The organism is Streptomyces sp. NBC_00224 (genome assembly GCF_041435195.1).
Lineage (GTDB): Bacteria > Actinomycetota > Actinomycetes > Streptomycetales > Streptomycetaceae > Streptomyces.
Map to the genome: position 1 here is coordinate 2,667,587 of NZ_CP108106.1, position 24,096 is coordinate 2,691,682.

Below are 24,096 nucleotides of genomic sequence, written 5' to 3' on the forward strand. Positions count from 1 at the left end.
GAAGTACCAGAGCTCTTCGCGGCGTTGCGGCGGGCTGATCCCATGCGTGCCGATCGCACTTTCGCGTACGGCGCCACCGCCGGTCTCCTCGGCGACCTCCTCCTCGGCGACCCCCGCCGCGGGCACCCGGTCGCCGCGTTCGGCCGTGCCGCGGCCGCCGTGGAGCGCGCGCTGTGGCGCGACCACCGGGGCTGGGGCGCGCTGCACACCGCCGTGTGCGCCGGAGGCGCCGCGGGCGCCGCGCTGCTCGCCACGCGCGCGGTACGGAAGCTTCCCGCCGCGTCCGTCGCGCTGACCGCCGCCGCCACCTGGGCCGTCGTGGGAGGCACTTCGCTGGGCCGGGAGGCCCGCGCGATCGGCGAGGCGCTGGAGGCCGGGGACGTCGAGGCGGCCCGCGCGCGCCTGCCGCACCTGTGCGGGCGCGACCCGCAGTCCCTTGACGCGCCCGGCATCGCGCGCGCGGTCGTCGAGTCCGTCGCCGAGAACACCTCGGACGCCGTGGTGGGCGCGCTGGTGTGGGGGGCGCTCGCGGGGGTGCCGGGCCTGGTCGCGTTCCGCGCGGTCAACACGCTGGACGCGATGGTCGGCCACCGCTCGCCGCGCCATCTGCGGTACGGCTGGGCCTCGGCGCGGCTGGACGACGTGGCGGGCTGGCCGGGCGCCCGGCTCACCGCCGCGCTGGCGGTGGCCGCCGGGGGCGCGCCGCGCTCCGCCACGCGCGCGTGGCGGGACGACGCCCGCAAGCACCCGAGCCCCAACGCCGGCCCCGTCGAGGCGTCGTTCGCGGGCGCGCTGGGCGTACGGCTGGGCGGCACCCTCTCGTACGGCGGCCGTGTCGAGCACCGGCCCGTCCTGAACGGGGGCGGCCGGGCGGTGGAGGTCCCGGACATCGAGCGGGCGGTGCGGCTGTCGCGCCGGGTGGGCTGGCTGGCGCTGGGTGTGGCGATCGCGGTGAGGAAGGTACGTACATGAGCGGCGGACTGCTGGTCGCGGGCACCACATCGGACGCGGGGAAGAGCGTCGTCACCGCGGGGATCTGCCGGTGGCTGGTGCGCCAGGGCGTGAAGGTCGCGCCGTTCAAGGGACAGAACATGTCCCTCAACTCGTTCGTCACGCGCGAGGGCGCCGAGATCGGGCGGGCGCAGGCGATGCAGGCGCAGGCGGCGCGCGTCGAGCCGTCCGCGCTGATGAACCCCGTGCTGCTCAAGCCGGGGAGCGACCGGTCGAGCCAGGTCGTACTGATGGGCAAGCCGGTGGGCGAACTGAGCGCCAGCGGCTACCACGGCGGACGCCAGGAAGCGCTTCTCGGCACCGTCGTGGACTGTCTGGAGCGGCTGCGGGGCACATATGACGCCGTGATCTGCGAGGGGGCGGGCAGTCCGGCCGAGATCAACCTGCGGCGCACGGACATCGTCAACATGGGCATCGCGCGCGCCGCGAAGCTGCCGGTGGTGGTGGTCGGCGACATCGACCGGGGCGGGGTGTTCGCCTCGTTCTTCGGTACGACGGCGCTGCTGAGCCCCGAGGACCAGGCCCTGGTCGCCGGGTACATCGTCAACAAGTTCCGCGGCGACGTCTCGCTCCTCGAACCCGGCATCGACATGCTGCGCGGGCTCACCGGGCGCCACACGTACGGGATCCTGCCGTTCGCGCACGGGCTCGGCATCGACGAGGAGGACGGCCTTCGCGTGTCGCTGCGCGGCGCCGTGCGCGAATCCGTGGTGGCGCCGCCGGTGGGCGAGGACGTGCTGCGGGTCGCGGTCTGCGCCGTCCCGCTGATGTCCAACTTCACGGACGTGGACGCGCTCGCCGCCGAACCGGGCGTGATCGTACGGTTCGTGGACCGGCCGGAGGAGCTGGCCGACGCGGATCTGGTGGTCGTGCCGGGAACCCGGGGCACGGTCCGGGCGTTGGAATGGCTGAGGGAACGGGGGCTGGCGCGGGAGCTGGCGCGCAGGGCGGCCGAGGGGCGCCCGGTGCTGGGGATCTGCGGCGGGTACCAGGTGCTCTCAGAGCACATCGAGGACGAGGTCGAGTCACGGGCGGGTTCCGTGGCGGGGCTCGGACTGCTGCCCGTACGGGTGCGGTTCGCGGCCGAGAAGACACTTGCACGGCCGACCGGCGAGGCGCTGGGCGAGCACGTGGAGGGATACGAGATCCACCACGGGGTCGCCGAAGTTCTTGGCGGGGAAGCCTTCTTGGACGGATGCCGGGTCGGGGCGGTCTGGGGCACGCACTGGCACGGGTCACTTGAGAGCGACGGATTCAGGCGACGGTTCCTGGAGCTGGTCGCGAGCGCCGCAGGACGGCGTTTCGTGCCCGCCCCCGACACGTCGTTCGGCGCGCTGCGCGAAGAGCAGCTGGACCGCCTCGGCGACCTCATCGAAGAACACGCGGACACGGACGCGCTCATGCGGCTCATCGAGCAGGGCGCGCCCGCCGGACTTCCCTTCATCGCACCTGGAGCACCCGCATGAGCACTGTGCTGTTGTTGTCGACCGCCGACACGGATCTGCTGGCGGCCCGGGCCTCCGGGGCGCCCTTCCGGATCGGCAACCCGACCCGTATCGATGTGGCCGATGAGCTGCCCGCGCTGATCGAGGGCGCGTCCGTGGCCGTCGTGCGCCTGCTGGGCGGCAAGCGCGCCTGGGAGGACGGGCTTGCGGCGCTGAAGGCGTCCGGCATCCCGACGGTGCTGCTCGGCGGCGAGTCCGTGCCGGACGCGGAGCTGATGGCCGAGTCGTCGGTCCCGGCCGGTGTGGTCGCCGAGGCCCTGCGCTATCTGGTCGAGGGCGGACCGGGCAACCTGGTGGAGCTGTCCCGGTTCCTCTCCGACACCGTGCTCCTGACCGGCGTGGGCTTCGCCGAGCCGGAGAAGATGCCGGAGTGGGGCGTGCACGGCACGCGCGCGTACGTGGAGGGGCGCCCCACGGTGGGCGTGCTCTTCTACCGCGCCCACGAGCTCTCCGGCAACACCGCCTTCGTCGACGTCCTCTGCGACCGCATCGAGGCCCGGGGCGCCAACGCCCTTGCGGTGTACGTGGGTTCGCTGCGCGGCGCCGAGCCCGCGCTGTACGAGACGCTGGGCCGGGCGGACGCGCTGATCGCCACCGTCCTGGCGGCGGGCGGCACCACCGCCTCGCAGGCCAGCGCGGGCGGCGACGAGGAGGCGTGGGACATCGGCGCCCTGGCCGACCTGAACGTCCCGGTGCTGCAAGGGCTCTGCCTCACCTCGTCCAAGGCGGCGTGGGAGGCCTCGGACGCCGCGCTCTCCCCCATGGACGCGGCGATGCAGGTCGCCATCCCCGAGTTCGACGGCCGACTGATCACCGTCCCCTTCTCCTTCAAGGAGCAGGGCCCGGACGACGTGCCGGTCTATGTCGCCGACCCCGAGCGGGCCTCCCGGGTCGCCGGAATCGCGGTGCGCCACGCCCGGCTGAAGCACAAGCCGAACGCGGAGAAGAAGCTGGCCCTGGTCTTCACCGCGTACCCGACCAAGCACTCCCGCGTCGGCAACGCGGTGGGCCTGGACACGCCCGCCTCCGCCGTGCGCGTCCTGGACGCGCTGCGCGACGCCGGTTACGTGGTGGAGGGCCACCCGGACAACGGCGACGAGCTGATCCACCGCCTGATCAACGCGGGCGGCCACGACGTGGAGTGGCTCACCGAGGAGCAGCTGGCGGCCGCCCCCGCGCGCGTGCCGCTCGCCGACTACCGCGCCTGGTTCGAGAAGCTGGAGCCGGAGCTGCGCGACAGCATGCTGGAGCACTGGGGCGAGCCCCCGGGCCAGTTGTACGTGGACGGCGACGAGATCGTGCTCGCCTCCCTCCAGTTCGGCAACGTCGTCGTGATGATCCAGCCGCCGCGCGGCTTCGGCGAGAACCCCATCGCGATCTACCACGACCCCGACATGCCTCCGTCGCACCACTACATGGCCGCCTACCGCTGGCTGGAGAACAGTTTCGGCGCCGACGCGATCGTCCACATGGGCAAGCACGGCACCATGGAGTGGCTGCCCGGCAAGGGCCTCGGCCTGTCCTCCGGCTGCGGCCCGGACGCGGTCCTGGGCGAGCTGCCGCTGGTCTACCCGTTCATCGTCAACGACCCGGGCGAGGGCACCCAGGCCAAGCGGCGCGGCCACGCCACGGTCGTGGACCACCTGGTCCCGCCGATGGCCCGCGCCGACACGTACGGCGACCTGGCCAAGCTGGAGCAACTCCTCGACGAGTACGCGCTGGTGAGCGACCTCGACCCGACGAAGGCCCCGGCCGTGCGGGCCCAGATCTGGACGCTGGTGAAGGCCGCCGAGCTCCACCACGACCTGCACATCGCCGAGCAGCCGGACGACGGCGACTTCGACGAGTTCGTCATGCACATCGACGGCTATCTCTGCGAGATCAAGGACGTCCAGATCCGCGACGGCCTCCACATCCTCGGCGGCGGCCCCGAGGCCGAGCCCCGGGTCAACCTGGTGCTCGCGGTGCTGCGCGCCTCCCAGGTGTGGGGCGGCCAGGCCAACGCGCTGCCCGGTCTGCGCGCCTCGCTGGCCGAGCACTTCGGCCTCGTGGAGAAGGAACTGCTCGCCGAGCCGGGCACACCGGTGAAGGTGCCGGTGGAGCTCACGGACTTGGTCGAGGGCCCTGCCCGTACGGCGGCCGACACCATCGACCTCCTGGAGCAGCTGTGCCGCCGCCTGGCGGAGGGCATGGAGGAGCGCGGCTGGGACGCGGCCGCGTGCGGCCCGCTGGTGGCCGAGGTCCTGCGCACCGAACTCGCCCCGGCCATCGCGGTCCTCGACTTCGCCTGCCGCGAAGTGGTGCCGCGCCTGGCGCGTACGACGGACGAGATCACCCACATCCTGCGGGCGCTCGACGGCGGCTACGTCCCGGCGGGCCCGTCCGGCTCCCCCACCCGGGGCCTGGTCAACGTCCTGCCGACCGGCCGCAACTTCTACTCCGTCGACCCCAAGGCCATCCCGTCCAGGCTGAGTTGGGAGGTCGGCCAGTCGCTGGCGGACTCGCTGCTGCAGCGCTACCTCGCGGACAACGGCGAGTACCCCAAGTCCGTGGGCCTCACGGTCTGGGGCACCTCCGCGATGCGCACCCAGGGCGACGACATCGCCGAGATCCTGGCGCTGCTCGGCTGCCGCCCGGTGTGGGACGACGCGTCGCGGCGCGTCACCGGCTTCGAGGTGGTCCCGGCCGCGGAGCTGGGCCGCCCCCGCATCGATGTGACCGTCCGCATCTCCGGCTTCTTCCGGGACGCGTTCCCGCACGTGGTCGGCCTGATCGACGACGCGGTGCGGACGGTGGCGGAGCTGGACGAGCCGGCCGACTCCAACTATGTACGGGCGCACGCCGACGAGGACACCGCCGAGCACGGCGACCGCCGCCGCGCCACGGCCCGTATCTTCGGCTCCAAGCCGGGGGCGTACGGGGCGGGCCTGCTGCCGCTGATCGACGCGCGCAACTGGCGCTCGGACGCGGACCTGGCCGAGGTCTACGCGGTGTGGGGCGGCTATGCGTACGGGCGCGGGCTCGACGGGCGCGCGGCACGGGGCGACATGGAGACGGCGTTCCGCCGGATCGCGGTGGCCGCGAAGAACGTCGACACCCGCGAGCACGACCTGGTCGACGCCGACGACTACTTCCAGTACCACGGCGGCATGGTCGCCATGGTCCGCCATCTGACGGGCGAGTCCCCCGAGGCGTACGTGGGCGACTCGGCCACCCCGGACCAGGTCAAGACCCGCACCCTGGGCGAAGAGACCCACCGCGTCTTCCGCGCGCGCGTGGTCAACCCGCGCTGGATGGCGGCGATGCGGCGGCACGGCTACAAGGGTGCCTTCGAGATGGCGGCGACCGTCGACTACCTCTTCGGCTACGACGCGACGGCGGGCGTGGTCGACGACTGGATGTACGAGAAGCTCAGCGCGGAGTACGTGTTCGACGAGACGAACCGGGACTTCATGAAGAAGTCCAACCCCTGGGCGCTGCGCGGCATCACGGAACGGCTGCTGGAAGCGGCCGACCGCGGCCTGTGGGCCGAACCGGACGCGGAGACGCTGGAGCAGCTCCGCGCGACCTATCTGCAGCTTGAGGGCGACCTGGAGGGTGACGACGCATGAGCACGCCTTATCCGTTCACCGCGATCGTCGGTCAGGACGATCTGCGCCTGGCCCTCCTGCTGAACGCGGTCAGCCCCGCGGTCGGCGGCGTCCTCGTCCGGGGCGAGAAGGGCACCGCCAAGTCGACCGCCGTGCGGGCGCTCTCGGCGCTGCTGCCCGAGGTCGACGTGATAGCGGGATGCCGGTTCTCCTGTGAGCCGACGGCGCCCGATCCGGCATGCCCCGACGGGCCGCACGAGGCCGGGACCGGGGCGGCCCGGGCCGCGCGGATGGTGGAGCTGCCGGTCGGCGCGTCCGAGGACCGCCTCGTGGGCGCGCTCGACATCGAGCGGGCGCTCGCCGAGGGCGTGAAGGCCTTCGAGCCCGGTCTGCTTGCCCACGCCCACCGCGGGATCCTGTACGTCGACGAGGTCAACCTCCTCCACGACCACCTGGTCGACCTGCTGCTCGACGCCGCCGCCATGGGCGCCTCGTACGTGGAGCGCGAAGGCGTCTCCGTACGGCACGCCGCGCGCTTCCTGCTGGTGGGGACCATGAACCCCGAAGAGGGGGAGCTGCGGCCGCAGTTGCTGGACCGGTTCGGGCTGACCGTCGAGGTGAAGGCGTCCCGGGAGCCGGACCAGCGCGTCGAGGTGGTCCGCCGCAGGCTCGCCTACGACGACGCGCCCGCCGCGTTCGCCGCGCGCTGGGACGACGAGGAGAGCTCCGTACGGGCGCGGATCGTCGCGGCGCGTGCGCTGCTGCCCGAGGTGCGCCTCGGCGACGCCGCGCTCCGGCAGATCGCCGCGACCTGCGCGGCCTTCGAGGTCGACGGCATGCGGGCCGACATCGTGATGGCGCGTACCGCCACGGCGCTGGCCGCCTGGGCGGGGCGTACGGACGTGCTCGCCGAGGACGTCCGGCAGGCGGCACTCCTCGCGCTGCCCCACCGGCGCCGGCGCAACCCGTTCGACGCCCCGGGCCTCGACGAGGACAAGCTCGACGACACCCTCCAGGAGTTCGGCGACCAGGGCGAGGACGACGACCCGGATCCGGACGGGCCGGGCGGCGGGGGCGGGCAGCCTCCGCAGGACGGCGGCCCGACGCCGGACGCGGGCGCCGGGGACACCCCCGCGCGCCCCGAGGCGGGCGAGGGCGGCGAGCCGCAGACGTCCGGCGCGGGAGAGCAGCAGGCCGTACGGGCGGGCGAGCCGTTCCGTACGAAGATGCTGAGCGTGCCGGGGCTCGGCGAGGGCGCGGCCGGGCGCCGCTCGCGGGCCCGCACGGCGCACGGGCGCACGACCGGGGCCCGCCGCCCCCAAGGCGCCCTCACCAAGCTGCACTTGGCGGCGACCGTCCAGGCGGCCGCGCCGCACCAGCGGGCGCGCGGGCGCTCGGGGCGCGGCCTGGTCGTCCGGCGCGACGATCTGCGCCAGGCGACCCGGGAGGGCCGCGAGGGCAACCTGGTGCTCTTCGTCGTCGACGCCTCCGGCTCGATGGCGGCCCGGCAGCGGATGGGCGCGGTCAAGGGCGCGGTGCTCTCGCTGCTGCTCGACGCGTATCAGCGGCGGGACAAGGTCGGTCTGGTCACCTTCCGGGGCAAGGACGCGGAGGTGGCCCTGCCGCCGACGTCGTCGGTGGACGCGGCGGCGGTCCGCCTGGAGACGCTGCCGACGGGCGGGCGCACCCCGCTCGCGGCCGGGCTGCTCAAGGCGCACGACGTGCTGCGCGTGGAGCGGATGCGGGATCCGTCGCGGCGGCCGCTGCTCGTGGTGGTGACGGACGGACGGGCCACCGGTGGCGTGGACCCGGTGGCGCTCGCGGGCCGGTCGGCCCGGCTGTTCGCCGCCGAAGGGGTCGCTTCGGTGGTCGTGGACTGCGAGGCGGGCGCGGTGCGCCTCGGGCTCGCGGCCGAGCTGGCGCGGGAGCTGGGCGGCCCGGCGGTGACGCTCGACGAGCTGCGGGCCGACTCGATCGCCGGTCTGGTCAAGGACGTTCAAGGGACTTCGAGGAGGGCCGCCTGATGCCGCAGGGACAGCCGAGCGTGGTGCCCGAGGACGGACTGACGACCCGTCAGAGGCGTAACCGGCCGCTGGTCGTGGTGCACACGGGCATCGGCAAGGGCAAGTCGACGGCCGCGTTCGGGCTCGCGCTGCGGGCCTGGAACCAGGGCTGGCCGATCGGGGTGTTCCAGTTCGTCAAGTCGGCGAAGTGGAAGGTCGGCGAGGAGAACGCACTGAAGGTGCTGGGCGCCTCCGGCGAGGGTGGGAGCGTCGACTGGCACAAGATGGGCGAGGGGTGGTCGTGGGTCCAGCGCGACGAGCAGCTGGATAACGAGGACAAGGCTCGCGAGGGCTGGGAGCAGGTCAAGCGGGATCTGGCGGCCGAGACGTACAAGCTGTACGTGCTCGACGAGTTCGCGTACCCCATGCACTGGGGATGGGTGGACACGGACGAGGTCATCGCGGTGCTGCGGGACCGCCCGGGCACCCAGCACGTGGTGATCACGGGGCGCAACGCACCGGAGAAGCTGGTGGACTTCGCGGATCTGGTGACCGACATGTCCAAGGTCAAGCACCCGATGGACGCCGGTCAGAAGGGGCAGCGGGGCATCGAGTGGTAGCACGTCTCGTCATCGCGGCCCCCTCGTCGGGCAGCGGGAAGACCACGGTCGCGACGGGCCTGATGGCCGCGCTCGCCGCGACCGGGCTGACCGTGTCCCCGCACAAGGTCGGCCCCGACTACATCGACCCCGGCTACCACGCCCTGGCCACGGGGCGCCCCGGGCGCAACCTCGACGCGTATCTGTGCGGCGAGGAGCTGATCGCTCCCCTGTTCGCGCACGGCGCGCGGGGGTGCGACGTCGCGGTGGTCGAGGGCGTGATGGGGCTGTACGACGGGGCGGCGGGGCTCGGTGAGCTCGCCTCCACCGCGCAGGTGGCGAAGCTGCTGCGGGCGCCGGTGGTGCTGGTCGTCGACGCGTCCTCGCAGTCGCGGTCGGTGGCGGCACTGGTGCACGGGTTCGCGTCCTGGGATCCCCGGGTGCGGATCGGCGGCGTGATCCTCAACAAGGTGGCGTCGGAGCGGCACGAGGAGCTGCTGCGGTCGGCGCTGGACGAGTCCGGGGTGCCGGTGCTCGGGGCCCTGCGGCGCGCCGCCCCCGTGTCGACGCCGTCGCGGCACCTCGGGCTCGTGCCGGTCGCCGAGCGGCGGGCCGACGCGGTGGCCGCTGTCGCGGCGATGGGGGAGCAGGTGCGGCGGGGGTGCGACCTGGCGGCTCTGCTGGCGCTGGCCCGGTCTGCGCCGACGCTCGGCTGCGAGCCGTGGGACCCGGCGGGGATGTTTCCCCACCCCGCCCCTTCCCTCAACCCTCCGGGGGTGGGTGGGGGTAAAGGTGGTCTCCCGGGGGCTACGCCCCCGGACCCCCTGGCGGGGCCTGCGGCCCCTGCACCCCACTTTCGGGGCTCCGCCCCGGACCCCGCTCCTCAAACGCCGGAGGGGCTGAATGTGCCCGAGCCCCGCTCCTTGCACGCCGGAGAGGCTGGAGGTGCCTTCAGGGGCGCGGGGAACTGCGCGACCAGCCCCCACCCGACCCGCAGACGAACCCCGGGCCACCCCGTCGTCGCCCTCGCCGGCGGCCCCGCCTTCACCTTCTCGTACGCCGAGCACGCCGAGCTGCTCTCCGCCGCCGGGGCGGACGTCGTCGTGTTCGACCCGCTCAGGGACGAGCAACTGCCCCCCGACACCGCCGGGTTGGTGATCGGCGGCGGGTTCCCCGAGGTGTACGCCTCGGAGCTCAGCGCCAATGAGCCGCTGCGTAAAGCCGTCGGCGAGCTCGCGCGGTCCGGCGCGGCCGTCGCCGCCGAGTGCGCCGGGCTGCTCTATCTGGCGCGGTCGCTCGACGGGCAGCCGATGTGCGGGGTCCTGGACGCCGACGCCCGGATGTCGGAGCGGCTCACGCTCGGGTACCGGGAGGCCGTCGCGGTCGGGGACAGCTGTCTGGCTCCCGCCGGCGCGAGGCTGCGTGGACACGAGTTCCACCGGACCGTCCTCGACCCGGGGGCGGGGCCCGCGCCCGCGTGGGGTCTGGTGCACCCGGAGCGCCGGGTCGAAGGTTTCGTACAGCAGGGCGTGCACGCGAGCTATCTGCACACGCACTGGGCCGCCCGGCCCGCCATCGCCCGTCGGTTCGTCGAAAGGTGCACTCCATGAGCAAGCTTGTCGGAGTCGGAGTGGGACCCGGTGACCCGGAGCTGGTGACCGTGAAGGGCGTACGGGCCCTTCGGGAGGCCGATGTCGTCGTGGTGCCCGTGATGGCCGCGGCCGACGGGCAGGACGGCGGCGAGCCCGGCCGCGCCGAGGCGACCGTCCTGCACTACGCGGACCGGGAGAAGGTCGTCCGGGTCGTCTTCGCGCTCAACGAGCGCTCCGACCGGGGACGGCGCGAGGCCGCCTGGGACGCGGCGGGCGAGGCGGTCGCCGAGCTGCTGCGCGCGCACGACTCGGTGGCCTTCGCGACCATCGGCGACCCCAATGTGTATTCGACGTTCACGTATCTCGCCCAGACCATCACCGAGCTGGTGCCGGGGACGGAGATCGTGACCGTGCCCGGGATCACCGCGATGCAGGACCTCGCCGCGCGTTCGGGCGCCGTGCTCACGGAGGGGACCGAGCCGCTCACCCTCGTCCCCGTCACGGCCGGGGCGACCGTGCTCAAGGACGCGCTTGAGGGGCCGGGGACGGTGGTGGCGTACAAGTTCGGGCGCCAGGCCGGTGAGGTGGCGGCGGCGCTGCGGGCGACCGGGCGGATCGACGACGCGGTGTGGGGCTCGGCGCTCGGCCTGGACGAGGAGTTCATCCGCCCGGCCGCGGAGCTCGACGGCGGCACGCTGCCCTACCTCTCGACGCTCATCGCGCCCGCGCGGCGCGAGGGCGGGCGCGGCGGCAAGCTGTGACAGCGCCCAGGGCTCCGTACGCGGTGGGCTCACCCCGCGAGCCCCACCACCAGCCAGATGAAGGCCACCCCGCCGACCGTGAACAGCAGCGTCGAGAGCGCCGGGTGGTCGTGGTGGGCCTCGGGCAGGATCTCGGCGGCGGCCAGATAGAGCAGCACCCCGCCGAAGAAGCCCAGATAGCTTCCGAGCAACTCGGCCGGAAGAGTGAACAGCAGCGTCGAGGCGGCGCCGACCATCGGGGCGAGCGCGTCCGCGATCAGCATGGCGACGGCCTTGCGCTTCTCGTTCCCGTACAGGCTGGTGATCGTGTAGGTGTTGAAGCCGTCGGCGAAGTCGTGCGTGATCACGGCGACCGCCACGGCCGCGCCCATGCCGCCGCCCACCTGGAAGGCCGCGCCGATCGCGATGCCGTCCATCAGGCTGTGGCCGACCATCGCCGCGGCGGCCGTCAGACCCACCTGCGGCACTCTCTTCTCTCCCCCATGGGCCGCCCTGCGCACCGCGAGGACGCGTTCCACCAGGTGGGCGAGGAGGAAGCCGCCGACGAACAGAAGCAGCGCGGCCGGTACGCCGAAGACGTCGTCGCCCGCCGCCTCCATCGCCTCCGGCAGCAGGTCGAGTCCGACCACGCCGAGCATCAGCCCGCCCGCCAGACCCAGCACGAGATGGCGCCGGTCGGTGACGCGCTGGGCCGTCCAGCCGCCGACCAGTGTCATCAGGAACGCGCCGAGCGCCACGAGCACTGCCATGCGCCCTTGCTAACCGACTGACCCACCCCCGCGCATTTCGCTTTACCGACTGTGTGACGTACGAGAGGACCCCTCCCATGGCCGATGCCCCCACCGGCAGGCTGACCGTCGTCGGCGCCGGCCCCGGCGCCGCCGATCTGCTGACGTTCCGCGCCGCCCGGGCGATCGCCGAGGCCGACGTGGTCATCTGGGCCGCGAGCCTGGTGCAGGCCGAGGTCCTGGACCACGCGCGCGAAGGCGCCGAGATCCTGGACTCGGCGGCGATGTCCCTGGAGGAGGTCGTCGGGGTGTACGAGCGGGCCGCCCGGGAAGGGCTGAAGGTCGCCCGTATCCACTCCGGCGACCCGGCGCTGTGGGGCGGCACCCAGGAGCAGCTCGACCGGGTGGCGGGGCTCGGCCTGGAGGTCGAGGTCATCCCGGGTGTCTCGTCGTTCTCGGCGGTCGCCGCGATCGCCCAGCGCGAGCTGACCATCCCGGAGATAGCCCAGTCCGTCATCCTCACGCGCCTGGGCGGCGGCAAGACGCCGATGCCGCCCGGCGAGGAGGTCCGCGAGTTCGCCCGGCACGGCACCACGATGGCGGTCTTCCTGTCCGCCGCCCGCTCGGGCCAGCTGGTGGAGGAGCTGCTGGAGGGCGGCTACCCGACCTCGACCCCGGTCGTCATCGCGTACCAGGCGACCTGGCCCGAGGAGCTGGTGCTGCGCTGCACGATCGAGACGCTGGAGGAGACGGTCAAGGAGCACAAGCTCTGGAAGCACACGCTCTTCCTGGTCGGCCCGGCCCTCTCGGCCTCCGGCACCCGCTCGCACCTCTACCACCCGGGTCACTTCCACGGCTTCCGCCGGGCGGACCCGGCGGCCCGCCGCGCGCTGAAGGCCGAGAAGGCGGAGCGCACCCCGTCATGATCACCGTCATCGGTACGGGGACGGGGGCGCCGCTGGCACCGGACGCCCTGGCGGCGCTGGCCGAGGCCACGCTGGTCACCGGCGCCGCCCGCCATCTGGCGGCGGCCGAAGCCGCGGCCGAACTCCCGCCGCAGGCCAAGCAGGTGGTGCTCGGCCCGCTGGCGCCCGCCCTAGACGCCGTCGCCGAGCACCACGAGCGCGGTGGCCGGGCCGTGGTGCTGGCCTCCGGGGATCCCGGGTTCTTCGGGATCGTACGGGCGCTGGCCGAGCGGTTCGGGCCGCAGGAGCTGGACGTACGGCCGGGGACCGCGTCGGTGGCGGTCGCCTTCGCCCGGCTGGGGCTGCCCTGGGACGACGCGCTGGTGGTCAGCGCGCACGGGCGGGACCTGCGGACGGCCGCCAACGTGTGCCGGGCGCACCCCAAGACCGCCGTGCTGACCGGGCCCGGTGCCGGGCCCGCCGAGCTGGGCGCCGAGCTCGCCCGCCGGGCGCCCGAGCGGCTCCTGGTGGTGGCGTCGGCGCTCGGCGACCCGGAGCGGGAGCGGCTGGTGCGGGTGAGCCCGGCCGAGGCCGCCGCCCGGGAGTGGGACGCGGTCAGCGTGATCGTCTGTCTGGACGAGGAGAAGGCGCTCTCGCCGGTACGCACGGTCGCGGGCGGCCGGGCCACGCCCGACCGCTGGGCGCTGGACGAGAGCGCGTTCGCCCATCGCGACTCGATGATCACCAAGGCCGAGGTGCGGGCGCTTGCGCTGGCCCGGCTCGGGCCGCGCCTCGGCGATCTGGTCTGGGACATAGGGGCCGGGTCGGGCTCGGTGGCCGTGGAGTGCGCCCGGTTCGGGGCGGCGGCGGTCGCGGTCGAGAAGACCGCCGAGGGCTGCGAGCACGTCCGGGCCAACGCGGCGGCGCACGGTGTGGACGTACGGGTGGTGCACGGCGCGGCGCCCACGGTCCTGTCGGATCTCGCGGATCCGGACGCGGTGTTCATCGGCGGGGGCGGCCGCGAGCTGCCCGCGATCGTGACCGCGTGCGCCCGGCGGGCCCGGCGCTCGGTCGTGGTGGCGCTGGCCGCGCTGGACCGCGTTCCGGCGGTGCGGGCGGCGCTGGCCGGGGCCGGTCTGGAGACCGACGGCGTCCTGTTGCAGTCGTCGCGGCTCGCGCCGCTGCCCGGGGACGTGACCCGGCTCGCCGCCACCAACCCCGTCTTCCTGCTGTGGGGCGACCGCCCCGCACCTGTATCGGTTGTCGAAGGAGCTGTTCAGTGATCGGCCTGATCTCCGCCACGGCGGCGGGCGCCGTAGCCCGCGACCGGCTGGCCGCGGCCTGGCCCGGCCGGGTCCGGGTGTACGAAGGACCCGTGCGGGAGGCCGTGGAGCGGGCCTTCGCGGAGTGCGACGCGCTGGTGTGCTTCCTCGCCACGGGCGCCACGGTCCGGCTGCTCGCGCCGCTCCTCGCGGACAAGGCGTCCGACCCGGGTGTGGTCTGCGTGGACGAGGGCGGGCGCTTCGCCGTCTCGCTGCTCGGGGGCCACGGGGGCGGCGCCAACGCGCTGGCCGCCGAGGTGGCCGAAGTCCTCGGCTGTACGCCGGTGGTGACCACGGCGACGGACGCGGTGGGCGTCCCGGGCCTGGACACGCTGGGCCTGCCGGTGGAGGGCGCGGTGGCGGCGGTGTCCCGGGCGGTCCTGGACGGCTCGCCGGTGGCGCTGCGGGCGGACGGGGTGTGGCCGCTGCCGGCGCTGCCCCCGAACGTGACCCCGGCCGCCGAGGACGCGGTCGCCACCCTCCACCTGACCGACCGTCTTCTCGAACTCGGCGCGGGCGAGGCCGTGTTGCGCCCCAAGTCGCTCGTCGTCGGGGTCGGCGCCTCCAAGGGCGCGCCCGTCGACGAGGTGCTCGGGCTCGTCGAGGACGCGATCCGGGGCGCGGGGCTCAGCCTCCTCAGCGTGGCCGAACTCGCCACCGTGGACGCCAAGTCCGAGGAGCCGGGGATCGTCGAGGCGGCCTCCCGGCTCGGGGTGCCGCTCACCACGTACAGCGCGCAGGAGCTCTCCCGTATCGAGGTGCCGAACCCTTCCGACGCGCCTCTGGACGCCGTGGGGACGCCCTCCGTCGCGGAGGCCGCCGCGCTCGCGGGCGGCGGTGAACTCCTCGTGCCGAAGCGGAAGTCGAGCCCCGAGGGGCGGGCCGCGATGGCCACCTGCGCGGTCGTGCGGCGCGCCCCGCGCGGGCGGCTCGCGGTCGTCGGGCTCGGGCCCGGTGCCCGGGACCTGCTCACCCCGCGCGCCAAGGACGAGCTGCGCCGGGCCTCGGTGCTCGTCGGGCTCGACCAGTATGTGGACCAGATCCGCGATCTGCTGCGGCCCGGCACCACGGTCCTGGAGTCGGGGCTCGGCGCCGAGGAGGAGCGGGCCCGTACCGCCGTCGCCCAGGCGCGCGAGGGGCACGCGGTCGCGCTGATCGGATCGGGTGACGCGGGGGTGTACGCGATGGCGTCGCCCGCGCTCGCCGAGGCCGCCGACGACATCGAGGTGGTCGGCGTCCCGGGCGTGACGGCCGCGCTGGCCGCCGCGGCGATCCTGGGCGCGCCGCTGGGGCACGACCACGTCTCCATCTCGCTCTCGGACCTGCACACGCCGTGGGAGGTGATCGAGCGCCGGGTGCGCGCGGCCGCCGAGGCGGACATCGTGGTCACCTTCTACAACCCGCGCAGCCGGGGCCGCGACTGGCAGCTGCCCAAGGCGCTCGGCATCCTCGCCGAGCACCGCGCCCCGCACACCCCGGTCGGCGTGGTGCGCAACGCCTCGCGCCCCGACGAGAGCAGCCGGCTGACCACGCTCGGCACGCTGGATCCGGCGACCGTGGACATGATGACGGTCGTGACCGTGGGCAACACGGCCACCCGCGAGATCGCCGGCCGCATGGTGACCCCGCGCGGCTACCGGTGGCAGTCCGCGACCGCCGAGGGGGCCGAGTGAGCAGGCCCTGGGAGCGTACGGTCCACCCGATCGAGGTGGAGTCGTACCGGCGGATGCGCGCCCGCCTCGACACCTCGCACTTCGCGCCGCTCACCAGGGCCGTGGTGGAGCGGGTCGTCCACTCCGCCGCCGACCTCGGCTACGCCACAGACCTCGTCTGCGACGAGGAGTCGCTGGCGAAGGCGCACGCGGCGCTGCACGCCGGGGCGCCGGTCGTCACCGATGTGGAGATGGTCGCGGCCGGGATCACCCGGCGCGAGACCGTCTGCCGTCTGCGGGACGCCGAGTCCGGCCCCGGGCTCACGCGTTCGGCGCACGCCATCCGGCTCGCGTACGAGGAGGTGGGACCCGGCGCGCTCTGGGTGATCGGCAACGCGCCCACCGCGCTCGAAGAACTCCTCACCCTCGACACCGCGCCCGCGCTGGTGATCGGCCTTCCGGTCGGCTTCGTCGGAGCCGTCGAGTCCAAGCAGGCGCTGCGCGAGAGCGGCCTGCCCGCCGTCAGCAACGTTTCCGAGAAGGGCGGCTCGGCGGTGGCCTCCGCCGCGCTCAACGCCCTTCTGTACCACCCCCTCTCCAAGGAGAACCCGTGACCACCCCCCAGACCAAGCCCGCACTGCTCATCGCCGGGCACGGCACCCGGGACGACGCCGGGGCCGAGGCGTTCCGCGCGTTCGTCGAGGAGCTCGGCCGCCGCAACCCCGAGCTGCCCGTCGCGGGCGGCTTCATCGAGCTGTCGCCACCGCCGCTGGGCGAGGCCGTGACCTCGCTGGTGGAGCAGGGCGTCAAGCGGTTCGCCGCCGTGCCCCTGATGCTGGTGTCGGCCGGGCACGCCAAGGGCGACATCCCGGCCGCGCTCACCCGCGAGAAGGAGCGCCACCCCGGCATCTCCTACACGTACGGGCGCCCGCTCGGCCCGCACCCGTCGCTGCTCGCGGTCCTGGAGCGCCGGGTCGACGAGGTCATCGGCGACCTCGACCGCTCGGAGGTGACGGTCCTCCTGGTCGGCCGGGGCTCGACCGACCCGGACGCCAACTCCGAGGTGCACAAGGCGGCCCGGCTGTTCTGGGAAGGGCGCGGTTACGCGGGCGTGGAGACGGCGTTCGTGTCGCTGGCGGCGCCGGACGTGCCGGCGGGCCTGGAGCGCTGCGAGAAGCTGGGCGCCCGGCGGATCGTGGTCCTGCCGTACTTCCTGTTCACCGGCATCCTGCCGGACCGGGTGCGGCAGCAGACCGAGGAGTGGGCGGCGGCGCACCCCGGCCTCGACGTCCGTTCCGCCGACGTCATCGGGGCGGCCGAGGAGCTGCACGCGCTGGTCATGGAGCGGTACGAGGAGGCGGTGAAGGGGGATCTGCGGATGAACTGCGACTCCTGCGTCTACCGGATCGCGCTGCCCGGTTTCGAGGACAAGGTGGGACTGCCCCAGCAGCCGCACTTCCACCCGGACGACGACGGCCACCATCATCACCACCATGGCAGCCATGCGCACGCACATCACTGAGCACGATCTGCGCCACCACGGGGACGCCGAGGTCCGTGACGCCGGCGACGGTCTGACCGATCTGGCGGTCAACGTACGGGCGGGTACTCCCCCGGACTGGCTGCGGGAGCGGATCGCCGCGTCGCTGACCGGTCTCGCCGCCTACCCCGACGGGCGGGCGGCGCGGGCGGCGGTCGCGGGGCGGCACGGGCTGCCCGTGGAGCGGGTGCTGCTCACGGCGGGGGCGGCGGAGGCGTTCGTCCTGCTGGCGCGGGCGCTTTCGTTCCGGCACCCCGTGGTGGTGCACCCGCAGTTCACCGAGCCGGAGGCGGCGCTGCGGGACGCGGGGCACGAGGTCCGCCGGGTCCTGCTGCGCCCGGAGGACGGGTTCCGGCTCGACCCGGCGACGGTGCCGTCGGAGGCGGACCTCGTGGTGGTCGGCAACCCGACGAACCCCACGTCGGTGCTGCACCCCCGTGGGGTGCTGGCCGCGCTGGCCAGGCCCGGGCGGACGCTGGTCGTGGACGAGGCGTTCATGGACGCGGTGCCCGGCGAGCGGGAGGGGCTGGCGGGCCGGACGGATGTGCCGGGCCTGGTGGTCCTGCGCAGCCTCACCAAAACGTGGGGGCTCGCGGGGCTGCGGATCGGCTATGTGCTGGCTGATCCTTCCGTGGTGTCCGCCCTGTCGCGGGCCCAGCCGCTGTGGCCCGTCTCCACGCCCGCCCTGGTGGCGGCGGAGGCGTGTGTGTCGCCCCGGGCGCTGGCGGAGGCGGAGGAGGCGGCGCACCGCCTCGCCGCGGACCGGGCGCATCTGGTGGCGGGGCTCGGGGAGTTCGAGGAGATACGGGTGGTGGGGGCGGCGGAGGGGCCGTTCGTGCTGGTCCGCACGGCGGGGGCCGAGGCGGTGCGGGCGCGGCTTCGTGGGCTGGGGTTCCTTGCCCGGCGCGGCGACACGTTCCCGGGCCTGGGCCCGGAGTGGCTGCGTCTGGCGGTCCGGGACCGGGCGACCACGAACCGGTTCCTCCAGGCACTGGACCAGGCACTGACGCTGACGTCGGGCTGACCCGGGTCGAGCCCCCACCCCGCCCCTCCCCTAAACCCTCCGGGGGTGGGTGGGGGTGGAGGTGGTTCCTCCCGGGGGCTGCGCCCCGGACCCCGTTCGTCTGCGGGCCGTCTTGGGCTGGTCGCGCCGTTCCCCGCGCCCCTGAGAATGCCGCTGCGCGGCAATCCCCTGGGCGGCCCGGAGGGGCGCATCCAGGGGCGCGGGGAACTGCGCGACCAGCCCCCACCGAACCCGCAGACAAACCCCCGCTCAGCCCCGCCGGCTCCGCCGGCCCCGCCCCACCGCCACCCCTCCCGCCGCCAGCAGCGCGACCGCCCCGCCGATCACGTACGGCGTCCCCGACGACCCGCCCGTCTCCGCGAGCTCCGGGTCCGCCGACACCGTCTGGGGGCGTACGGACGTGCTCGACGCGCGTGAGGGCCGCGCGGTCGGGGACTCGCACGTGGCCTCCGCCAGGGTCACCTCGCCCTCCACCTCCGCCACGTTGAGCTTCAGCGGGTTCACCGAGACCCGTAGGCGCAGGGCCGTCGCCGCCGCCGTGCGGGACGTCGTGCGGGTCGAGGACAGGTCGAGGGTCACCTCGCCCACCCCGGGCACCGCCACCCGTGTCGTCCCGCCCGTCGTCAGGGTCAGCTTCTTGCCCAGTACCGTCACCGCACCCAGCAGGTTGGACGACGCCACCGGGCGGGCGCCCGCCGTGCAGACCGCCTTCGAGGTGACGTCCTGGACCTCGACCAGGGAGAGCAGCGGGAGGCCGGGGACGTGCAGCCGGGCGTGGAGCAGGTGCGTGGCGCCCTCCGCCCGGTCCGCCGCCACCGTCGCCGTCGCGGTCGCCACGTCCGCCTTGAGGACGCTGACCGGCCGGCCCTTGTCGACGCCGTCCAGCTTCACCTCCAGCGCCGTCTCCCCCGCCGTACGCGAACCGGCCGGCGCCTGGGCCTCGTTGAGTGTGGTCTTCAGAGGGACTTCGATGGTCTTGTTGAGCAGGGAGACGTCCAGGCCGGTGCGCAGCACTACCGCGCTCGCCCTGCCCTCGCCGCCCGTCGCGTGCGCCGGGACGGGCGTCGCGAGGGCCAGTGAGCCGAGCGTCAGCGCCAGCGCGGCCGAAGTGCTTACGGGCAGGCGGAAGTTGATGGTGTTCAAGGTGGTGGAACCCCCACGGGAGACATGAGCCGTCACCCCGCGCCCGCCCACGGGGACTCGTGGGGCTCGGGTGAGCCAGGGGCGCGCCGGTGACTTGAGACACCGGAATCTTTACGCACGGAGAGTGAACTCGCGTACACCTGGCGTCAGTTCACCCCAAGGGAGGTCGATGCGGCCTTCCGTTCGAGCCGACTCGTGTATGCGTTCCCCCGTGACGCCCTATCCGCCTCCCCGCGGCGTACGCCGGTGGTCCGCGCGGGCGGTCGCGTCATCGCGCCGAAACAGCTACAACGAGCCTCTCCCCCGGACCGTCACCCTCCGCGTCAACTCCCCGCCCTCATCCCACGATCCGCCCGTTCAGCACGATCCGGCTCGGCGACGCCAGTACGCGTACGTCCGCTCGGGGGTCCTGCTCGTACACCACGAGGTCCGCCGGGGCGCCCTCCTCCAGGACCGGGCGGCCCAGCCAGGTGCGGGCGCCCCAGGCCGTGGCGGAGAGGGCCTCGACCGGCGGGATGCCCGCCTTGACCAGCTCCGCCACCTCCGCCGCGACCAGGCCGTGCGCCATCGAGCCGCCCGCGTCGGTGCCGACGAAGATCGGGATTCCGGCGTCGTGGGCCGCGCGGACCGTGTCGTAGCGGCGGGCGTGCAGTCGGCGCATATGGGCCGACCAGACCGGGAACTTGGCCTCCCCGCCGTCCGCGAGGTGCGGGAACGTGGCGATGTTGACCAGCGTCGGGACGATGGCGACGCCGCGCTCCGCGAACAGCGGGATCGTGTCCTCGGTCAGCCCGGTGGCGTGCTCGACACAGTCGATACCCGCCTCGACCAGGTCGCGCAGCGAGTCCTCCGCGAAGCAGTGGGCCGTCACCCGCGCGCCCAGCCGGTGCGCCTCGGCGATCGCCGCCTCGACCTCGCCGCGCGGCCAGCACGGCGACAGGTCGCCCACCTCGCGGTCGATCCAGTCCCCGACCAGCTTGACCCAGCCGTCGCCGCGCCGCGCCTCGCGGGCCACGTACGCGACGAGGTCGCCGGGCTCGATCTCGTGGGCGTAGTTGCGGATGTAGCGGCGGGTGCGCGCGATGTGGCGGCCCGCGCGGATGATCTTCGGCAGGTCGTCGCGGTCGTCGATCCAGCGGGTGTCGGAGGGCGAGCCCGCGTCCCGTACCAGCAGGGTGCCCGCCTCCCGGTCCTGGAGGGCCTGCTTCTCGCTGGTCTCGTCGTCGACCGGGCCGTGCTGGTCGAGCCCGACGTGACAGTGCGCGTCGACCAGGCCGGGCAGCGCCCAGCCGGTGACCGTGACCGCGTCCACGGCACCCGGCGGGCGCTCGTAGGTGATCCGGCCGTCCACCGCCCACAGTTCGTCCCGCACCTCCTCGGGACCTACGAGCACCCGCCCCTTCACATGCAGCACCACGTGATCGCTCATGGTCAGCACTGTACGAGGCGCTGGGTAGGCTCGACCGGGCACACCCGCTGAAGCAGCGGATACACCCACCGAAGTACCGAGCACACCCGATGACGTGAAGAAGGCACCGCTGTGACGCACCCGTTCCTCGACCTGGCCCCGCTGACCGCCGGCCGCTTCGCGGCCATCGAGCGGCGGGTGGCCGCGCTGCTCGCCACCGAGCAGGACGTGGTGATCATGCAGGGCGAGGCGCTGCTGCCGCTGGAGGGCTGCATCCGGGGCGCCGCGCACCCGGGCTCCACCGCCCTGAACGTGGTGACCGGCCCGTACGGCCAGACCTTCGGCAACTGGCTGCGGGACTGCGGCGCCGAGGTCGTGGACCTGGAGGTGCCGTTCCACACAGCGGTGTCCGCCGAGCAGATCGACCGGGCGCTCAGCGAGCACCCGGAGATCGACTTCGTCTCCCTGGTGCACGCGGAGGCGGCGACCGGGAACACCAACCCGGTGGCGGAGATCGGCGAGGTGGTCCGCCGGCACGGCGCGCTGTTCATGCTGGACGCGGTCGCCTCGGTGGCCGCCGAGCCGCTGCTGCCGGACGCGTGGGGCGTGGACCTGTGCGTGATCGGCGCGCAGAAGGCGATGGGCGGCCCGGCGGGCGTCTCCGCGGTGTCGGTGAGCGAGCGCGCCTGGGCCCGGATCGCCGCCAACCCGCGTGCCCCGCGCCGCTCCTACCTGTCGCTGCTCGACTGGAGGGAGCGCTGGATCGACGGCGGCCGCAAGGCGCTGCTGCACGCCCCGGCGCAGCTGGAGATGCTGGCCCTGGAGGCGTGTGTGGAGCGGATCGAGGCGGAGGGTCTGGACACGGTGACGGCCCGGCACGCGTCGGCCGCGGCCGCGACCCGGGCGGGCGCCTCGGCGCTCGGCGGCGGTCTGGAGCCCTATGTGTACGAGGCGCGGGACGCGGCCCCGGTGGCCACGACGCTGCGCACGCCCGAGGGCGTCGACGCCTCCGAGCTGGTCGCCAAGGCGCTGGCCGCCGATCCCGCGCTGCCGCTGATCGCAGGCGGCGGGGCGCTGGCGAAGGAGATGATCCGGGTCAATCACTACGGCGCCGATGCCACTCGGGGTGCGGTCCAGGGCTCGCTCGCGGCGCTGGGGGCGGCGCTGGGCGAGACGGGCCGGCGGGTCGATACGGAAGCTGCCCGCAAGGCCGTTTCACAAACCTGGTAACACCTTTACCGCACACAAATAGCAGATTAATTCCAGTAAACGGGAAGCCGCTTTATCCAGAGCAGCTTCCCGTTTTCTTCTGCCCCGGCTTGTTGATCTCAAACGCAAGATCTCAACAAGGTTTTCGCGGCTCCCCGGCGGGTGTGATCGACCCCACAAGGGTGCCTTTTTGTCCCGGAATTACCGGACAAAACGCCTTGCGCGTGTACCCGCGTGATAACACAGACCCGCGCCGCGCACACCCCCTCCCGGGAATGCGATTTCGATTTCCGCTGGGTAAATTCCCTCCGCATGACCGCCGCACAGACCGTTGTCCATATCGACACCCCACGCGTCGAGGACGGCGCCGCGATCTGGCGTATCGCCCGCGATTCGCAAGTCCTGGACCTCAACTCCTCGTACAGCTATCTGCTCTGGTGCCGCGACTTCGCCGCGACCTCCGTGGTGGCGCGCGACGCCACCGGTGAGCCGATCGCCTTCGTCACCGGATACATCAGGCCCGCCCGGCCCGAGACGCTCGTCGTCTGGCAGGTCGCCGTCGACCGCGAGCACCGGGGGCGGGGCCTCGCCGGCACCCTGCTCGAAGCGCTGACCGGGAAGGTCGCCGACTCGCACGGGGTCAGCTCCGTCGAGACCACCGTGACCCCCGACAACACCGCCTCCGACCGGCTGTTCATCGCCTTCGCCGAGCGACGCGGCACCGCGCCCCACCGCGAAGTCCTCTTCGACAGCGGCCTGTTCCCCGACGAGGGGCACCAGGCGGAAGTCCTCTACCGGATCGACCTGGGAGTACGACTGTGACCATCACCCCGCCCGCACTGAGCGTCTTCGAGACCGTCGAGTCGGAGGTGCGCAGCTACTGCCGCGGCTGGCCGGCCGTCTTCGACCGCGCCCAGGGTGCCCGGCTCACCGACGAGGACGGCCACGAGTACCTCGACTTCTTCGCCGGGGCCGGTTCGCTCAACTACGGGCACAACAACCCGGTGTTGAAACGCGCCCTGCTCGACTATCTGGAACGCGACGGCATCACCCACGGCCTGGACATGGCGACCACCGCGAAACGCACGTTCCTGGAGACCTTCCAGAACGTGGTCCTGCGCCCGCGCGACCTGCCGTACAAGGTGATGTTCCCCGGCCCGACCGGCACCAACGCCGTCGAGGCGGCGCTGAAGCTGGCGCGGAAGGTGAAGGGCCGCGAGTCGATCGTCTCCTTCACCAACGCCTTCCACGGCATGTCGCTCGGCTCGCTCGCCGTCACCGGCAACGCCTTCAAGCGGGCCGGGGCCGGCATCCCGCTGGTGCACGGCACGCCGATGCCGTTCGACAACTACCTGGACGGGCAGACCCCCGACTTCCTGTGGTTCGAGCGGCTCCTGGAGGACCAGGGCTCCGGGCTCAACAAGCCCGCCGCCGTGATCGTGGAGACCGTGCAGGGCGAAGGCGGCATCAACGTGGCCCGCCCCGAGTGGCTGCGCGCGCTCGCGGACCTGTGCCGGCGCCAGGACATGCTCCTGATCGTCGACGACATCCAGATGGGGTGCGGGCGCACCGGCGCGTTCTTCTCGTTCGAGGAGGCGGGCATCACCCCGGACATCGTCACCCTGTCCAAGTCGATCAGCGGCTACGGACTGCCCATGTCGCTCTGCCTGTTCCGGCCGGAGCTGGACGTGTGGGAGCCGGGCGAGCACAACGGCACGTTCCGCGGCAACAACCCGGCCTTCGTCACCGCGACCGCGGCCCTGGAGGCGTACTGGGCCGACGGCGGCGCCCTGGAGAAGCAGACCCGGGCCCGCGGCGAACAGGTCGAGCAGGCGCTGATCTCGATCACCGAGGAGAACCTGGTCGACATCAAGGAGTACCGGGGCCACGGCCTGGTCTGGGGCATCGAGTTCCACGACAAGGCGCGGGCGGGCGCGGTGGCGCGGCGCGCCTTCGAGCTCGGCCTGCTGGTCGAGACGTCGGGCCCGCAGAGCGAGGTCGCCAAGCTGCTCCCGCCGCTGACGATCACGCAGGACGAGCTCGACGAGGGGCTGCGCACCCTCGCCCGCGCGGTCCGCGAAACGGCCGTCTGACCCGTACGCAC

The 24,096-nt window shown here is 73.7% G+C and carries 19 protein-coding genes; 16 read left to right on the plus strand and 3 right to left on the minus strand.

Translation table 11 applies throughout. The features are described from left to right. Window positions 1-42: 42 nt before the first annotated feature. The 7 genes from OG965_RS11930 to cobI are packed head-to-tail and all read left to right on the plus strand — an operon-like array spanning window position 43 to window position 11,061. Window positions 43-972 (plus strand): cobalamin biosynthesis protein, encoded by a 930-nt coding sequence (locus OG965_RS11930; RefSeq protein ID WP_371651926.1) that lies wholly within the window; start codon window positions 43-45, stop codon window positions 970-972. Further along, window positions 969-2,477 (plus strand): cobyric acid synthase, encoded by a 1,509-nt coding sequence (locus OG965_RS11935; protein ID WP_371651928.1) that lies wholly within the window; start codon window positions 969-971, stop codon window positions 2,475-2,477. The genes OG965_RS11930 and OG965_RS11935 overlap by 4 nt, the downstream gene beginning before the upstream one ends. Then, entirely contained in the window at window positions 2,474-6,127 is a 3,654-nt protein-coding gene (gene cobN / locus OG965_RS11940) for a cobaltochelatase subunit CobN (protein WP_371651930.1), read from the plus strand. The genes OG965_RS11935 and cobN overlap by 4 nt, the downstream gene beginning before the upstream one ends. After that, entirely contained in the window at window positions 6,124-8,130 is a 2,007-nt protein-coding gene (locus OG965_RS11945) for a putative cobaltochelatase (RefSeq protein WP_371651932.1), read from the plus strand. Before cobN ends, OG965_RS11945 begins: the two co-directional genes overlap by 4 nt. After that, complete coding sequence (gene cobO, locus OG965_RS11950; protein WP_190093646.1) at window positions 8,130-8,729, plus strand: cob(I)yrinic acid a,c-diamide adenosyltransferase; 600 nt, start codon at window positions 8,130-8,132, stop codon at window positions 8,727-8,729. The genes OG965_RS11945 and cobO overlap by 1 nt, the downstream gene beginning before the upstream one ends. Beyond that, on the plus strand, window positions 8,723-10,318 hold the full coding sequence (locus OG965_RS11955; protein ID WP_371651935.1) for a cobyrinate a,c-diamide synthase: 1,596 nt from the start codon (window positions 8,723-8,725) through the stop codon (window positions 10,316-10,318). The genes cobO and OG965_RS11955 overlap by 7 nt, the downstream gene beginning before the upstream one ends. Continuing rightward, window positions 10,315-11,061, plus strand: coding sequence for a precorrin-2 C(20)-methyltransferase (gene cobI, locus OG965_RS11960; protein ID WP_371651937.1), 747 nt, complete (start codon window positions 10,315-10,317; stop codon window positions 11,059-11,061). Before OG965_RS11955 ends, cobI begins: the two co-directional genes overlap by 4 nt. 29 nt (window positions 11,062-11,090) lie before the next feature. On the opposite strand, the gene OG965_RS11965 is transcribed toward cobI, so the two are convergent. Continuing rightward, a complete protein-coding gene (locus OG965_RS11965; RefSeq protein WP_371651939.1) occupies window positions 11,091-11,810 on the minus strand; it encodes a ZIP family metal transporter in 720 nt (239 codons plus the stop codon). 77 nt (window positions 11,811-11,887) lie between these two features. Here OG965_RS11965 and cobM point away from each other — a divergent pair, with 77 nt between their 5' ends. From cobM to cobC, 6 genes are read left to right on the plus strand one after another with little or no spacing between them, the layout of a single operon-like run. Further along, window positions 11,888-12,715, plus strand: coding sequence for a precorrin-4 C(11)-methyltransferase (gene cobM, locus OG965_RS11970; protein WP_371651941.1), 828 nt, complete (start codon window positions 11,888-11,890; stop codon window positions 12,713-12,715). After that, entirely contained in the window at window positions 12,712-13,977 is a 1,266-nt protein-coding gene (gene cbiE / locus OG965_RS11975) for a precorrin-6y C5,15-methyltransferase (decarboxylating) subunit CbiE (protein WP_371651942.1), read from the plus strand. Before cobM ends, cbiE begins: the two co-directional genes overlap by 4 nt. Beyond that, window positions 13,974-15,689, plus strand: a complete 1,716-nt coding sequence (cobJ, locus tag OG965_RS11980; protein ID WP_371651944.1) for a precorrin-3B C(17)-methyltransferase — start codon at window positions 13,974-13,976, stop codon at window positions 15,687-15,689. Before cbiE ends, cobJ begins: the two co-directional genes overlap by 4 nt. After that, complete coding sequence (locus tag OG965_RS11985; protein WP_371651946.1) at window positions 15,686-16,282, plus strand: precorrin-8X methylmutase; 597 nt, start codon at window positions 15,686-15,688, stop codon at window positions 16,280-16,282. The genes cobJ and OG965_RS11985 overlap by 4 nt, the downstream gene beginning before the upstream one ends. Beyond that, window positions 16,279-17,190 carry a sirohydrochlorin chelatase gene (locus OG965_RS11990; RefSeq protein WP_371651948.1) on the plus strand — a complete coding sequence of 304 codons (912 nt, stop codon included), beginning with the start codon at window positions 16,279-16,281 and terminating at the stop codon, window positions 17,188-17,190. The genes OG965_RS11985 and OG965_RS11990 overlap by 4 nt, the downstream gene beginning before the upstream one ends. Beyond that, window positions 17,162-18,232: an Rv2231c family pyridoxal phosphate-dependent protein CobC gene (gene cobC / locus OG965_RS11995; protein WP_371651950.1), complete on the plus strand. Its 1,071-nt coding sequence runs from the start codon at window positions 17,162-17,164 to the stop codon at window positions 18,230-18,232. Before OG965_RS11990 ends, cobC begins: the two co-directional genes overlap by 29 nt. A gap of 249 nt (window positions 18,233-18,481) precedes the next feature. Here the strand turns inward: cobC and OG965_RS12000 are convergent, their stop codons facing one another. Next, the gene (locus tag OG965_RS12000; protein ID WP_371651952.1) at window positions 18,482-19,375 is read right to left on the minus strand and encodes an SCO1860 family LAETG-anchored protein; all 894 of its coding nucleotides are present in this window, start codon (window positions 19,373-19,375) and stop codon (window positions 18,482-18,484) included. A gap of 337 nt (window positions 19,376-19,712) precedes the next feature. Further along, window positions 19,713-20,804: an amidohydrolase family protein gene (locus tag OG965_RS12005; protein ID WP_371651954.1), complete on the minus strand. Its 1,092-nt coding sequence runs from the start codon at window positions 20,802-20,804 to the stop codon at window positions 19,713-19,715. 111 nt (window positions 20,805-20,915) lie between these two features. On the opposite strand from OG965_RS12005, the gene OG965_RS12010 reads away from it, so the two are divergent. The 3 genes from OG965_RS12010 to ectB all read left to right on the plus strand — a co-directional run bounded on the left by OG965_RS12010 (window position 20,916) and on the right by ectB (window position 24,085). After that, complete coding sequence (locus tag OG965_RS12010) at window positions 20,916-22,013, plus strand: alanine--glyoxylate aminotransferase family protein (protein WP_371651956.1); 1,098 nt, start codon at window positions 20,916-20,918, stop codon at window positions 22,011-22,013. A 291-nt stretch (window positions 22,014-22,304) separates the two neighbouring features. Next, the gene (gene ectA, locus OG965_RS12015; RefSeq protein ID WP_371651958.1) at window positions 22,305-22,814 is read left to right on the plus strand and encodes a diaminobutyrate acetyltransferase; all 510 of its coding nucleotides are present in this window, start codon (window positions 22,305-22,307) and stop codon (window positions 22,812-22,814) included. After that, window positions 22,811-24,085 carry a diaminobutyrate--2-oxoglutarate transaminase gene (ectB, locus tag OG965_RS12020; protein WP_371651959.1) on the plus strand — a complete coding sequence of 425 codons (1,275 nt, stop codon included), beginning with the start codon at window positions 22,811-22,813 and terminating at the stop codon, window positions 24,083-24,085. Before ectA ends, ectB begins: the two co-directional genes overlap by 4 nt. Window positions 24,086-24,096 lie beyond the last annotated feature (11 nt).